The organism is Thiocapsa roseopersicina (genome assembly GCF_900106925.1).
Lineage (GTDB): Bacteria > Pseudomonadota > Gammaproteobacteria > Chromatiales > Chromatiaceae > Thiocapsa > Thiocapsa roseopersicina.
This window is the reverse complement of record NZ_FNNZ01000024.1, coordinates 59148-70956: the sequence shown is the minus strand read 5'-3', so window position 1 is coordinate 70956 and position 11809 is coordinate 59148. Positions and strand designations below refer to the sequence as shown.

18 protein-coding genes are annotated in these 11809 nt (G+C 60.6%); 6 read left to right on the top strand and 12 right to left on the bottom strand.

All coding sequences use genetic code 11. The features are described 5' to 3' along the window. On the bottom strand, nucleotides 1–63 hold a 63-nt coding region (locus BLV04_RS26100; protein WP_139191975.1), incomplete at its 3' end, for a transposase DNA-binding-containing protein. A gap of 238 nt (nucleotides 64–301) precedes the next feature. Between BLV04_RS26100 and BLV04_RS19855 the strand changes: the two genes are divergently transcribed. Both BLV04_RS19855 and BLV04_RS19850 read left to right on the top strand, forming a co-directional pair. Next, nucleotides 302–577, top strand: a complete 276-nt coding sequence (locus tag BLV04_RS19855; RefSeq protein ID WP_245731959.1) for a BrnT family toxin — start codon at nucleotides 302–304, stop codon at nucleotides 575–577. After that, the gene (locus BLV04_RS19850) at nucleotides 567–770 is read left to right on the top strand and encodes a hypothetical protein (protein ID WP_093036517.1); all 204 of its coding nucleotides are present in this window, start codon (nucleotides 567–569) and stop codon (nucleotides 768–770) included. Before BLV04_RS19855 ends, BLV04_RS19850 begins: the two co-directional genes overlap by 11 nt. Before the next feature lie 170 nt (nucleotides 771–940). Here the strand turns inward: BLV04_RS19850 and BLV04_RS19845 are convergent, their stop codons facing one another. The 3 genes from BLV04_RS19845 to BLV04_RS19835 all read right to left on the bottom strand — a co-directional run bounded on the left by BLV04_RS19845 (nucleotide 941) and on the right by BLV04_RS19835 (nucleotide 2094). Continuing rightward, nucleotides 941–1327 (bottom strand): type II toxin-antitoxin system VapC family toxin, encoded by a 387-nt coding sequence (locus tag BLV04_RS19845; protein ID WP_093036514.1) that lies wholly within the window; start codon nucleotides 1325–1327, stop codon nucleotides 941–943. Then, a complete protein-coding gene (locus BLV04_RS19840) occupies nucleotides 1327–1572 on the bottom strand; it encodes a type II toxin-antitoxin system Phd/YefM family antitoxin (RefSeq protein WP_093036511.1) in 246 nt (81 codons plus the stop codon). The genes BLV04_RS19845 and BLV04_RS19840 overlap by 1 nt, the downstream gene beginning before the upstream one ends. A 195-nt stretch (nucleotides 1573–1767) precedes the next feature. Then, nucleotides 1768–2094: a hypothetical protein gene (locus tag BLV04_RS19835; RefSeq protein WP_093036508.1), complete on the bottom strand. Its 327-nt coding sequence runs from the start codon at nucleotides 2092–2094 to the stop codon at nucleotides 1768–1770. Between the two features lie 310 nt (nucleotides 2095–2404). On the opposite strand from BLV04_RS19835, the gene BLV04_RS19830 reads away from it, so the two are divergent. Next, the gene (locus tag BLV04_RS19830) at nucleotides 2405–2773 is read left to right on the top strand and encodes an antitoxin Xre/MbcA/ParS toxin-binding domain-containing protein (protein WP_093036505.1); all 369 of its coding nucleotides are present in this window, start codon (nucleotides 2405–2407) and stop codon (nucleotides 2771–2773) included. Continuing rightward, on the top strand, nucleotides 2770–3309 hold the full coding sequence (locus BLV04_RS19825; protein WP_245731958.1) for an RES family NAD+ phosphorylase: 540 nt from the start codon (nucleotides 2770–2772) through the stop codon (nucleotides 3307–3309). Before BLV04_RS19830 ends, BLV04_RS19825 begins: the two co-directional genes overlap by 4 nt. 120 nt (nucleotides 3310–3429) lie before the next feature. On the opposite strand, the gene BLV04_RS19820 is transcribed toward BLV04_RS19825, so the two are convergent. Further along, on the bottom strand, nucleotides 3430–3933 hold the full coding sequence (locus BLV04_RS19820) for a hypothetical protein (protein WP_093036502.1): 504 nt from the start codon (nucleotides 3931–3933) through the stop codon (nucleotides 3430–3432). A 168-nt stretch (nucleotides 3934–4101) separates the two neighbouring features. Next, nucleotides 4102–4428 (bottom strand): hypothetical protein, encoded by a 327-nt coding sequence (locus BLV04_RS19815; protein WP_093036499.1) that lies wholly within the window; start codon nucleotides 4426–4428, stop codon nucleotides 4102–4104. 127 nt (nucleotides 4429–4555) lie between these two features. Between BLV04_RS19815 and BLV04_RS19810 the strand changes: the two genes are divergently transcribed. Beyond that, nucleotides 4556–5548, top strand: a complete 993-nt coding sequence (locus BLV04_RS19810) for a hypothetical protein (RefSeq protein WP_093036496.1) — start codon at nucleotides 4556–4558, stop codon at nucleotides 5546–5548. 169 nt (nucleotides 5549–5717) lie between these two features. Continuing rightward, nucleotides 5718–5960, top strand: coding sequence for a hypothetical protein (locus BLV04_RS19800; RefSeq protein ID WP_093036493.1), 243 nt, complete (start codon nucleotides 5718–5720; stop codon nucleotides 5958–5960). A 251-nt stretch (nucleotides 5961–6211) separates the two neighbouring features. On the opposite strand, the gene BLV04_RS19795 is transcribed toward BLV04_RS19800, so the two are convergent. From BLV04_RS19795 to BLV04_RS19770, 6 genes are all read right to left on the bottom strand, one after another. Further along, nucleotides 6212–7015 (bottom strand): PP2C family protein-serine/threonine phosphatase, encoded by an 804-nt coding sequence (locus BLV04_RS19795; protein WP_093036490.1) that lies wholly within the window; start codon nucleotides 7013–7015, stop codon nucleotides 6212–6214. Further along, nucleotides 7012–8397 (bottom strand): PDDEXK-like family protein, encoded by a 1386-nt coding sequence (locus BLV04_RS19790; RefSeq protein ID WP_093036487.1) that lies wholly within the window; start codon nucleotides 8395–8397, stop codon nucleotides 7012–7014. Before BLV04_RS19790 ends, BLV04_RS19795 begins: the two co-directional genes overlap by 4 nt. 101 nt (nucleotides 8398–8498) lie before the next feature. Beyond that, complete coding sequence (locus BLV04_RS19785) at nucleotides 8499–9254, bottom strand: hypothetical protein (RefSeq protein ID WP_093036484.1); 756 nt, start codon at nucleotides 9252–9254, stop codon at nucleotides 8499–8501. A gap of 493 nt (nucleotides 9255–9747) precedes the next feature. After that, nucleotides 9748–10155 carry a hypothetical protein gene (locus tag BLV04_RS19780; RefSeq protein WP_139191974.1) on the bottom strand — a complete coding sequence of 136 codons (408 nt, stop codon included), beginning with the start codon at nucleotides 10153–10155 and terminating at the stop codon, nucleotides 9748–9750. Nucleotides 10156–10246: 91 nt separating this feature from the next. Further along, on the bottom strand, nucleotides 10247–11266 hold the full coding sequence (locus BLV04_RS19775) for a PDDEXK family nuclease (protein ID WP_093036478.1): 1020 nt from the start codon (nucleotides 11264–11266) through the stop codon (nucleotides 10247–10249). 114 nt (nucleotides 11267–11380) lie between these two features. Then, nucleotides 11381–11794 carry a hypothetical protein gene (locus tag BLV04_RS19770; RefSeq protein ID WP_139191973.1) on the bottom strand — a complete coding sequence of 138 codons (414 nt, stop codon included), beginning with the start codon at nucleotides 11792–11794 and terminating at the stop codon, nucleotides 11381–11383. Nucleotides 11795–11809 lie beyond the last annotated feature (15 nt).

Here is an 11809-nt window from a genome sequence, read left to right as displayed (position 1 = left end):
ACGCCGCTCGCGGCGCGTATCGCCCAGATCAAGTCCTTGAAATTCCGCTTCTGCCCAGCCCATCGACGCCCCCGGAGATCGTCCAAAAGCGATATTTTAGCCTGTACACTTAAAGTTGTGTGTAATGGGATGCACTAAAACCACGGACAAACCACGATATTCCGAAAACCAAGAAAGAAGAATTGCCTAAGACTTGAATTACCCGCGAGCCTACACACCCGCGTAGCTTACAGCGAGCCGTCGGGCACAGCATACGCGGTTCCGGTCGCGGGATGCATAACGTTAGGGCAGCAGGCACCAAATGACCATGGACTTTGAATGGGACGAATCGAAAGCGCGAGCAAACAGCAAGAAACATGGCGTCACATTCCGGGAGGCAACGGAAGCATTCGGGGACGAGCTCTCGTCTGCTGTCTCCGATCCAGACCATTCGCAAGTGGAAGAGCGCTTCCTTTTGTTTGGTAGATCGCAGGGAGGCGAGTACTTGGTGGTCTCTTTCACCGAACGTGCGGAGCTTATTCGAATCATCTCTGCGCGGCGCATGACGACTACAGAGCGTAAAGCCTATGAACAATGATGATCAAGAGATGCGGCCGGAGTACCCTGCCGAGCTCATCAAGTCCGGTGCTCGCGGGAAGTATGCAAAACGGTATCGCGAAGGCACCAATGTCGTAACAATAGACCCGGAGCTCAATAAGCTCTTTCCAAGTGCCGAAGCCGTAAACCGCGCATTGCGCCGGTATGCGCAAGAACACAAACTGCTGCCCTAACGAATAAGGTTAGATCGTCCGAGCGCAGCGAGCGACGATCTGAACCTTTTGTTGGACTAGCCGGTATCGTGGCGTTGTGGGGGTTGGAAAATTGCTTTTGCGAGGTCGAGGGGCGCTGGGCTCGGATGCCGGTCGGGTCGCAGGGTCGGTTTCGTCCTTCCATCGCAGTCTCACCATAGCGTCTGGATCCCGAACCGTTCGAATGCCGGGTCCCTTGTCACGAGTGGCATGCGCTCCAAGGTGCTTTGCGCGGCGAGCATCCGGTCAAATGGGTCGCGATGGTCCACGTGCCAGCCGCCGGCCCGCAGCGCATGCAGATGGGTCACAGGCAGATGTTTAAACCCGTCCGCGTCGATCAGCTCGCCATAGCGCTTCGCCGCCTCCGGCACCTCGTCGGGCTTGCCGATGCTCTGCTTGGTGGCGATCTCCCAGGCACCGCCCGCGCTGGCGTGGATGCTGTTGCCGGTGTCTGCAATGACCGCGCGTGCTCGGGCGGACAAGCGCGGGTCGTCGGTAAACCACCACAGCAGGGCGTGCGTATCCAACAGCAAGCGCATCAGGTCGCGTCCCCGCTGTGGTTCCAGGCATCCAGCTCCTCGTCCGGCAGCTGATCGAAGAAGGCGTCTCCCACTCGCCCGGCGAGCCTTCCTGGCCGGCGAGACTTGGACGCATCAGCCAACGGCATCAGGCGGGCGTAGGGTTTGCCGGCTTTCGCGACGATGATCTCCTCGCCCTGATGGGCCTGTTCCAGCAGCTTCGAGAAGTGGGTCTTGGCTTCATGAACGTTGACGGTTTGACTCATCGCGATCTCTGGTGGACTTAGTCGTGCACCAAGGCTTGCTTGTCCGATTGCCAGGTTCCAGCGCGCATCAAATCTCTTCTGCTCGGGCAGACGCTCAATGTTCTCCTCGGTGACGACCCTGCCATCGGCGGTCGGAGGGCGGAACCGCAAAACGGCGGCGTGGGGCGCGCGGTCTTGAGTAGGCCGGGCACTCGCTCAACGATTCCGCAGGCAATAATCCCCGCTGCTCGACCAACCCGACGGGCACCCGGCGCCGATTTTCGGCACCGCCGGCCGCGCCTGCGTGCCCGCCAGACAGTAGGCGCCGCTCGTTGAATAGCCGCTCGGGCACGATCCGCGTTTCTCCAACGCCGCACGGGCCTTTGCGCCGGGTTTGCAATAGGCGCCGCTGGTGCTGTACCCGCTCGGGCAATTGCCCGACTTGGCGATCGGCTGCACCGGCAACGTCGAATCTGCCGACGCGGCGAGCGGTATCAGAACCGCACCGACGAGCGCGTATCTGAGGGTCGCGATGAAGGACATGGATGCACTCCTGTGTCGTCGTGTCCAAACGCCGGACAATGCCGCCGAGATTCGACCAGCGGGCGCTCGGTGCGAAAAAGCGCTTCCAACGCCTCTTGCCCCAGCGTGTCGTGCAGACCGTCCGTGAAGATCAGAAAGGTCCTTTCCTGCGTCCAGTCGCCCCCGGCCGCCAATGGATCAAGAAGCCTCGACGGCCTCGGCGGCGGTGAGCGTATGCTCCAGATAAGGGCTCGGCCCCTTATCGCTCTTGTGTCTCGGACCGTTCGCCTCATAATCTGACTATCGAAAGGTTCTATAAATGAGGCGCTCCATGTCTGCTTTCGCCGAGCTGCTCTCCGAGGTCATCACGGACCAAGGGCTGATTGCGACGGATCGCCTAGCCGAAGTGCTGCACATCACCAAGACCGAGCTGGCCAAGGCGACCGGATTATCCCGTGACGCGGTCTCCAAGCGTGATCGGCGCGAGGCACGCCAGACCCAGACGCGGCTACGCGACACCGTGGAGATCATCAATCGGGTCACGAGTTGGACCGGCTCACCCGGTCGCGCGTTCGCCTGGTTTCGTTCTCAGCCGCTTCCGTCGTTCGGAGACAGAACGGCCGAGGATCTGGTCAAGGATGGCCGCGCACAGGCCGTCAAGGATTATCTGTCGCGAATCGCGGAAGGCGGCTACGCGTGAGGGATGCGCCGCCGACGCATCCCTTCGTCGGTTTGGTCTATCGCGCCCACAATCCCCGCTGGGCCTTCGCGCCGACCTCCGGCGACGGAGCGGCACGCCATGGCGGTCGCTTCAACCCGCGAGGCACCCCGGCTCTCTATACCTCACTCGACCCCAAGACCGCGTGGATGGAGGCCCAGCAGGGACTGCCGTTCAAGGCGCAGCCGATGACTCTGGTCGGCTATCGCGTGCGCTGCGAGCGGATCATCGACCTCACCGATCCGGCTGTACTCGCCGCCTGCGGAGTCGATGACGCCACACTTGCCTGTGCTTGGGAGGACCTGGTTTCGCGTGACCGAACGCCGCCGAGCTGGTCGCTCGCCGAGACATTGATCGCCGCCGGCTGCCATGGCGCGCTCGTACCAAGCTTCGCACCTGGCACGACGCCTGCTGAACGCAACCTCGTTCTCTGGCTCTGGTCCGACACTCCGCCCTGCCAGGCACGGGTCATCGATGATTTCGGACGCTTGCCGAAGGACGATGCCTCCTGGGTCTGAACCTTCAAGACTTCATTTTCCCGGCATCCTGAATCCAACGCTCCTTCCCACGGCGGCCTTATTGTAGCGATAGGGGCCCCGACCACTTATGCCGGACCCCTTATCCGCAGGGCGTTCATTCTAGCCGCGGTCGCCATCAATGCCCGTCACAAGCGGGAAGGTCTCGACACAATTTCTTTCCGCGATCGCGTCGCAGCTGAGAATGCGGGCGCCCCAGATGTCCTGATACGGGGTGCCATAGAGGCAAACCCATTGATCTGCAGTTCGTTGATTGACCCAGTCCAGCAACGGCTCGAAGACATGCGCCTCCCACAGCGCGGCACGCGAGGGATAACAAGCACCGTCCTGGCACCACTTGCAACGATAGAGACCATCGGGTGTACGCACCTCGGTGACGTCGAAGTCGCCGATGATGTCCCAGTAGACGCCGCGCTCATCGTGAATCATGAGCTCGGCATTTCCCCACCGTTGACGGATCTGGAAGCTCAACTGTGGCGCCAGCCCTACGAAACGCAGCTCAAAGCCGTTCTTGCGGGACTCCGCGATCCAGGGCGGATACCGAAATCGCCGGGCGTGCTCGCGGATCCAGGCGTCGTAAGTACGACGGACAAAATTCTTAGGCATTTTGCAATTTACTCCAGGCGGATAGAGCGATGGATCAACCGCGCGCCCTCCCAATCCAGGTGGCGGTGGAGGCGGTCGCATGGGCAGCTGCCGTCCATTTTTGGCGTTCGTTGGTTTTCATTCGGGCGTGTCGGCTCGCGACAGCTTCGCGAACCCCTTATCCTCCGCTCAACGATTGCGCAGGCAATAATCCCCGCTGCTCGACCAGCCCGACGGGCACCCGGCGCCGATCTTGGGCACCGCCGGCCGCGCCTGCGTACCCGCCACACAGTAGGTGCCGCTGGTTGAATAGCCGCTCGGACAAGATCCGCGTTTCTCCAACGCCGCACGGGCCTTTGCGCCGGGTTTGCAATAGGCGCCGCTGGTGCTGTACCCGCTCGGACAATTGCCGGACTTGGCGATCGGCTGCACCGTCAACGCCGAATCTGCCGGCGCGGCGAGCGGTATCAGAACCGCGCCGAGAAGCGCGCATCTGAGGTTCGCGATGAAGGACATGGATGCACTCCTGTGTCGTGGTGTCGAAACGTCGGACAATGCCGCAGGGATGCGACATGACCTGTCGTAAAATCCCGGATCATCCCCGGGATCAAACCCTTCAGGTGCTCGTGAGGCCCGTCCCGCAATGAAACGCAGAACCTTCATCCACGCGATGGGCGCCGCCGGCGCGCTCGGGCTGTCCGGCCGATGGACCCTTGCCGAGGCCGTCGACCGTGCGGCGACAGTCCAACCGCTGACCCCGGTCTTCGACCGCCTGCCGAGCCTCCTCGCGGCGGCAGCTCGGGCGCAACAGACCCCCGGTCTCGCCTCATCGCTCCCCGTCGGCACCGATCCAAGCCTCGCCGCGCGCGACCTCCTCGAAGACTGGGACACGCACCTTCACCCCTTGGTGATCGCCCTGGGTCCCGCGGCGGAACGCATCCTTGATCGCCTTCCCGAGCGGATCGCGATCCCTGCGGATTGCGCTCTGTACCGCACCGGATCGACGCAAGGTCATCAAGCGGCCGAAGCGCTGGCGCTGCGTCTGGACAGATGCGCCAGCGCCCTGCTGCTGATCGACCCTTCGGATGATCGGGCGCGACGCGATGCCCCGATCTGGACCCGACACCTGGCCGCATCCGAGGTCTATTTGCGCGCGGCGGTCGTCCTCGACACGTCCGCCGAGGGTCTCGATCCCGATTGGCGCGCGACCCTGGACGGCCCGGTCATCGAGATCGGCAGGACTTGCGGCGATCTGGAGACGGCGGCGCTCATCGAGGCCATGCTGCCCGGTCTGCCCTTCTTTCAACCGGCGATGATCTGCTGCGACCCGGTCGATGTGCACACCATCCTCGCCTCGGGAGCGCGCGCCCGGACCACGGCGGTGCGCTGGACGCACCCCGAGGAGTGCACGGACGCCATCGCCGACGCCTGCGCCGACCTGGTGTCGACACGCAGCCGCGGCGCCCTGGGCTGGCTCCACACCGACCTGCAGTTCACGATCGACGAATGGGATGTCCTGAACACCCTGCTGAGCGACCGGCTCCCTCCGAACACCGATCTGCTGCTGATTCCCTTTCCGGATCCGACGCGAGTCCACGGCGAGCGTGTGCTCAGCTTGACCGTTGTGGAGGATTAGGTGAAACCGCATCTTGCACGACATGCACTTTGGCTGTGCAGCGCAGCTTGAACGGTCGCGCCGACGCCCTGGTCATGTTGAATACAGCCGATTTCGGCGTGGCGGAACGCTTCCGGCTGACGGTTCCGACGCCGGGCGCCTTTCTCCGCCGCCTTGAGGAACACTCCTAATGGCCAACGATGCACTGAGACTGCCTGAATCACTGTTCGCCTATGCCCGTCAGGTGGCGGAGGAAGAACAGGTGTCGATGAACCAGTTCCTCGTCACAGCGATTGCCGAAAAGGTGTCCGCGCTCAAGACCGAGACCTATTTTCGCGAGCGGCAAGCGAGGGGCGATCTCGCCGCCTTCGATGTCTGGCTTGCGGCCAGTCCCGATGTCCCGCCCGAGGCCAGGGACAGGATGGAGGATTGAGAAACGGTCACGATTCCCGTCCGGCGACTCGACGTGCAGACCATCATGTTCGGTCACCGGGGCCTTGTTCCTCCGGCAGGCCGGAAACCATGCCGCCGATCGTCGCGAAGCGACACAACCCCGGGATCGACGACTTGCAGTCGTCTTCTTCAACCGCCCTGAAAGCGAGCAAGGTCGACCCCCACGCGCCAATCCCGAAGACCGCCCTCGACGCGCGCTGAACGGTCTCATCAACGCCGCCCAGCGCACCGTCAAGCGGTTCCCGTGTTCGCCATTCGCCCCAAAATCAGCGACACATTATCCGGCGCACCCGCCTCCAACACCGCATCGAGAAAAACCGCTGCCTGCGCATCCAGCGGGCGCTCGGTGCGAAACAGCGCTTCCAACGCATCCTGCCCGAGCGTGTCGTGCAGACCGTCCGTGCAGATCAGAAAGGTCTCTTCCGGCGTCCAATCCCCCGGGCGCCAATGGATCGCAAAGTCATCCTCGGCCTCGTCGGCCCCGAGCATATGCTCCAGATCCTGATACAGCTGACCCACGTACTGATCGGCGGCGATCTCCCCGCGCTCGACCATGGACTGAAAATAGGTGTGATCCCGCGACAACTGCTGCCAGCGACCCTCCCGGTCGATGCGATACACCCGCGAATCCCCGACGTTGAGCACGCTGAACCGCCCCGCGCGCCATTGCAGCATGGCCAAGGTGCACGCGGAACCACGGGTGCGTCGATCCCCGGCGAGCGCCCGACACAACGCGGGATGGACGTGCCTGCGAATCAGCCGCGGACCGATCCAACCGTCTTGCAGCAAATCGTCATGCTGCGGGCCGATTCCGCACAGGGCCTCGAGCACGGTGCGGCTTGCCCTCTGAGGGTAGGGGCTGATCGCGACGCCGTCGGCGACCGCGCAGAGTCCGTCTACAGAATCGCAGGCAAGATGGCGGACCGCCAGATTGGACGCCTGATGAATCTCGCCGGCAACCAGCAGCGCGTCTTGTTGGCTGCCGGCCCTTAAACCGCGGTGTTGAGCGAAAGCGAGTTGAGTCGCAGCGTTCAACCGGTCATCTCGACGTTGCCCTGAACCGAGAGATTGGGACTTGCGCCATCATCCTGCGAGTGGCTGGGCGCCCCAGCGGCTACCGACATCGTTGTGATCGGCAACAAAAGATCCATACGGTCTTTGAAAGCGTCGTGGACTTTGACAGCGATAGCAACCATGGTATTTGCCAACGAACCGTCGAGCATGGCTTGCCAAGGCTTTGGATTGCTCTGCCAAGCACGAAACGCTTTGTCGAATTCAATATCATTTGCATAAATAAACCAAGGCCACCATGTGTAGATCGTGTCTTGATCTCCGGGGTGGCCAAAAAGCGTTGTCATGATCTCGTTAATCTTAAGCGTCGTTGTCTCAGGCTTTTTGATCTCCTCTTTTGTTTTCACGATTCCCCAGGCAAATTCTCGATACCCGTTGGCGTCGAATTCAAAAGAAAGGCATACATCCTGATCTCTATCGAAGAGAATGCCTATGCCGTTCCAGCCTCTGCCATTGAAGAACTCCTTGTTGTATCGCAGTTGGTAGCTTTTTTCACTTAGTGCTGCTCGGAGGTCTTTCTCTAGCTTTTGAAGTAGATCCCGCTTGATATTCTCGAACGAATTTGCCACTAGAAATGCTGCCGCAAGGTTCTCGCTGGATGCCAGGACGCTTTGCTTCACTTCGTATTCTTCAGTCATATCAATCTCCTGATTGACTCTAGTTCGTAAATATTTCGCCAGTTCTTCAACAAAGATCCGGACTGTCAGGGCTTTCGTCTTTCCTGCGCTATCCTGTAACCGGTCGGCTAGATCACGGTAACTCATTTGAAAGAAGTGTTTCTCTTCGGTCAGAGAATTAACCCGATCTCCCGCGATGCTTGATTCGCCCGGTCCCCTATTGCTGAGAAAGATCAGCGTCCAGTGGTTCTTGCCAGGAAACGTCTCCAGCCAATCCGCATAATCCGAGAGTTGGCGGTCCTGATCTCCCGCCCATGGCTTGTTCTCTATCCCAATGACGCCGTTATCGAATTCCATAAAAATATCGATTCGACGTCCCTTGTTTGTCGTCTTCTCAGTCTTGACGAGTGGGCAGCCCGACACTTCGATCCAATCACCAACACCAGTTTGCTTCAGGAACGTACTCAGAAACAGGCTCCGCTGGCCATGTCTTCCACATGGGTCGAAGAGATCAGCCAGGCAGCGCGATAGGCCGTTCTCATTGTTTTTCATGTAGTCGAAGATGCAAAAATCCGGCGCCAATTGATCCTCGACGAGTTTCTTCGCCGCCTGAAGAGTAGAAACTCGGCGATAAACATCCGGCAGAAGGATCCCGACGCTGTTCTTGGTCGCCATTGTTCTAGTTTCGAACCGTGCGTTGATATCCCCGAGCAGTCTTGCTACGCTCATATTCTATCGCCTCCTATTCACGCATTCTCTTGAATGCCACGATAATGCTAACTTCGTCCGTCGTACGTATCTCCGATCAACCCATCGCCGCCGAGTCAGCATTAGATCGCCGATTCAACGAGCCCGCCGGAAACGCGACCCACCAAACCAACCAGAAGGTCAGGCAGATTGCTTATACCATTCGCTTCGAGGTGTGATAGTGCATTAGGATCGGCAAGGTAGCTTATCAATGCGGGACGAAAGCGACTATCGTCTGCGAACTGTGGCCAATCGCGATAGCCGGGCGAACGGAAAGCAAATGCGGCGTCGAGTAAACGTGCATAGAGCACTCCATTCATTCTGCCGATCTTGCTGTTCCATACGCCTCGCTGGCCGGTGATTTGCTGCCGTGACCACGCGACAGCCAGTGCTTCTTCGTGATCGCGACGGTACTGGCTACCGAGAAGTTGGCGCAGGACGTCGCAATGAAAATGGAACAGCTCATGCTGGTAGGTCTTTCTGATCACTAGATCCAGTGCACCCTGAAGATCGAGCGGCGTCAGGTAAGGCAGACCATGTCGATGATTCAGCATCAGCGACCAGTAGAAGCAGCGGAGATTGTTGCTGAATAGAATCAACTGCCCGGGACTGTGCATCGGCACATAGAGCCCCAGTAGAGGTGTGGTTTCGGACATGGCTCTCAGACGCTGATGGTCATCTGGTCCTTCGTGGACATCCGGATCAGGATGGAGGAAGAATTCGGGGTTCGGAAGATCGTCGGAAGCCAAGTTCTCGAAGAGGACCTCCCCATAACGGCCGGTGGGTAGGGAGTTGATCACTGATGCGATCGGGGTGACGATAGAGTCGAATGCGGTCATGGTTTAGCTCTCCCTGCTTTGGTCATCATTGGATTTGGTACGAGGCGAATTTTAGGGCCTCGGGATTCCGCGATGTGCGCAACGGACCATGGTGTACTCGTGCCCCGCAGATCGCCTCAACGTGCTTCAATGGGTGCAGCCTGTCGAAGATCCTCTCCGAACGCCCCGGCGTCTCAGGGTCCAGTCGAGCTGGATCCTGACGCCCGACAGATCATTCGCCGAGAACGACGGGTCCAGTGTAGCAGGCGGATGCGTGGGTGCTACTCGGGGGGCCGGAATCCGCCTGATGTCGTTCCGTGCCTCGTTGATCATGCAAGCCGAAAGGGGCCTCTGGCGCGGAGGACCGCGAGAGCCGTGACACCGCGGGAGCAATGTCACGAGGGAGCCGGGACTTGGACGGTCGGTCAGGGTCAGCAAGGCCCCTTCAGCGTTTCAAGCAGCTATCCGGCGCAGCCCCGAAGTGCGCTTTCGCTACGGGGACGGCATGCTCTACTCAGAGCGTCTCCGTTGGCCCAAACACCAACGCGAGGGTCAGATTCCCGCCGCGCGTGGCGAACGCGCTCAGATAGACCCAGCCGCCGGGCACCGTCATGCGGGCCGTGCGGTCGTTGTAGCCCATAGCGACGGCGCTGCCCAGACGCTCCCAGTGTGGCTTGGTCTGCTCGGGCGACCACCGATGCTCCGGGTCCGGCACGAAGGTCAGGGCCTGGGTGCTCATGGCGGACTGCGAGCCGTCGTAGTGGCGAAAGCGGAACAGCCAGCCGCCCTCGACCGCGGCGACCTGCGTGGTGTCGCGTTTGGTGCACCAAATATCGCTCGCGTCGCGCATCTGGAGGAGGTGCCAGTCGAGACGCGGTTCGCTCGTGTTTTCGGTCGCCTCGGTCGTGTCTGTCGGATGCATGGTTTCCGTCCATCTGGGCAGGGTCGAGGCGCGATTCTCGGCCGGTCGCATCAGGTGCCGGGTCGTCCGGGGATGGTCTCCCCCGACACCGTTACGCCGATGTGATCTGCGGCGGTAGCGGCTGCGTGATGTGCTTGAGAATGGCCTTGCCGCTGTCGACATCGAGGCCGAACAGGGTGCTCATGAAGACGTGGTTGATGCCGGTGATCTGTTTGATCGCCTGCGCAGCCAAGGGCGGCGAGACCGTCCGAAAACGGCGCAGTCTCATCGCGTACTCCTCGTCGGGATGTTCCGCGCGACCTTGGTAGGGCGATTTGATCAGCGACCCGTCCGCCTCGCCGACGGCGACGATGCCGACCCCGGATTGATAGAGAAAGACCATGTCGCCGCGTGCCAACCGCTCGATCTTGAACTTCCAGGGATCGAAATAGGCCGCGGCTTTCCGGCTCGCCAGCATGTCATCGTGGTCTCGGGGGCTGTTCTTGAAATTCGTGTTGAGAACGTAGTAGCCCTCGGCGATATCCTCGTAAGGGTTGTCGCAAACCCTGAAGGGCGACATCTCGAGCAACATCTCGTCCGGGATACCGGCATAGATACGATAGACCCATGGACGGACATCCAACCCGCTCGCGCGCCAATACCGGACGGCCTCGCGGGTTCGATAATCCAAGCCGTTGGTCATGACGACAAAGACCTGCTTGCGGTTGAAGGCATCTTCCGCAAGGTCGACCTCGAATTTGGCGCGATGTGCCGTCTTGAGCGATTGGGATGGATCGGTGGACGTCTTGAACCAGACATCCAGCTCGGCGTATCCCATGCTCCCGAAGCGCTGACCGTAACGGAGCACCTGCAGGAGGTTCGATGCCTGCGACTCCCACGCCTTCAGCTCGAAGATAAAGAGCTGGCCCTCGCGGTCGATGGCCATCAGATCAGGCTCTTCCTGCCATGCGCGGGACTGCATCAGCAGGAGCAGCTCGTCATCGGGAAAGAGACGATCCAGCGAGCGAAAGAGGATCCCTTGCAGCGCCCGCTCGTCGAGCCCGAACGACTGCAGACGCAGGGTCCGCCGCTTGTCCGTCTCGCCGGTCTCGGGGTTGATGCTCAAGAGCATGTCGTGACTCCTTGATGAAGGTGCCGAACACCGTCGCGACCTTGCAGGACACCGAGATCGCCGATGGATCTCGCTACATGTCCTGCGAGGTGCTGCAACGATATCCTTCGTATTTCACACCGGTAGCGGTGCGACCCAGCCGCCGGCGCCGATCAGATAGACTTCGATGCGCACGCCGTCGTGCTTGATGGTCTCGATGTTGGCGCGCCATTTTTCGTAGTGGTCATGCCACCACGCATCGAGGATCAGCACCGCGTGTCGGGTCGTTCCAGGACAGCGTCCCTGGAGGTGACGGATCATTTCTTCCAGAATTTGGGCGCAGTTCTCATGACCCTTGCCCTTGCGCAATTGACCGTGCAAGGCAACGAAAAGCGCGAGTTGATGGCAGCGGTCGCCGGGCACGCCGGGGTAGCAGTTGATCTCGCCGAATTGCGAGCGAGCGATTTCGCGGATTTGTTCGACTGTCAACCCGCCATCCGCGGCAGCTTCGGCGATGCGCTGGGCGAGCGTTAGGAATTCCATACTCATCGATGATTGCTCCTC

Bases quoted from the DNA above. Each gene is read 5' to 3' on its own strand.
- BLV04_RS19855 (WP_245731959.1), top strand. From the start codon at position 302: ATGACCATGGACTTTGAATGGGACGAATCGAAAGCGCGAGCAAACAGC.
- BLV04_RS19850 (WP_093036517.1), top strand. From the start codon at position 567: ATGAACAATGATGATCAAGAGATGCGGCCGGAGTACCCTGCCGAGCTC.
- BLV04_RS19845 (WP_093036514.1), bottom strand. From the start codon at position 1,327: ATGCGCTTGCTGTTGGATACGCACGCCCTGCTGTGGTGGTTTACCGAC.
- BLV04_RS19840 (WP_093036511.1), bottom strand. From the start codon at position 1,572: ATGAGTCAAACCGTCAACGTTCATGAAGCCAAGACCCACTTCTCGAAG.
- BLV04_RS19835 (WP_093036508.1), bottom strand. From the start codon at position 2,094: ATGTCCTTCATCGCGACCCTCAGATACGCGCTCGTCGGTGCGGTTCTG.
- BLV04_RS19830 (WP_093036505.1), top strand. From the start codon at position 2,405: ATGTCTGCTTTCGCCGAGCTGCTCTCCGAGGTCATCACGGACCAAGGG.
- BLV04_RS19820 (WP_093036502.1), bottom strand. From the start codon at position 3,933: ATGCCTAAGAATTTTGTCCGTCGTACTTACGACGCCTGGATCCGCGAG.
- BLV04_RS19815 (WP_093036499.1), bottom strand. From the start codon at position 4,428: ATGTCCTTCATCGCGAACCTCAGATGCGCGCTTCTCGGCGCGGTTCTG.
- BLV04_RS19810 (WP_093036496.1), top strand. From the start codon at position 4,556: ATGAAACGCAGAACCTTCATCCACGCGATGGGCGCCGCCGGCGCGCTC.
- BLV04_RS19800 (WP_093036493.1), top strand. From the start codon at position 5,718: ATGGCCAACGATGCACTGAGACTGCCTGAATCACTGTTCGCCTATGCC.
- BLV04_RS19790 (WP_093036487.1), bottom strand. From the start codon at position 8,397: ATGAGCGTAGCAAGACTGCTCGGGGATATCAACGCACGGTTCGAAACT.
- BLV04_RS19785 (WP_093036484.1), bottom strand. From the start codon at position 9,254: ATGACCGCATTCGACTCTATCGTCACCCCGATCGCATCAGTGATCAAC.
- BLV04_RS19780 (WP_139191974.1), bottom strand. From the start codon at position 10,155: ATGCATCCGACAGACACGACCGAGGCGACCGAAAACACGAGCGAACCG.
- BLV04_RS19775 (WP_093036478.1), bottom strand. From the start codon at position 11,266: ATGCTCTTGAGCATCAACCCCGAGACCGGCGAGACGGACAAGCGGCGG.
- BLV04_RS19770 (WP_139191973.1), bottom strand. From the start codon at position 11,794: ATGAGTATGGAATTCCTAACGCTCGCCCAGCGCATCGCCGAAGCTGCC.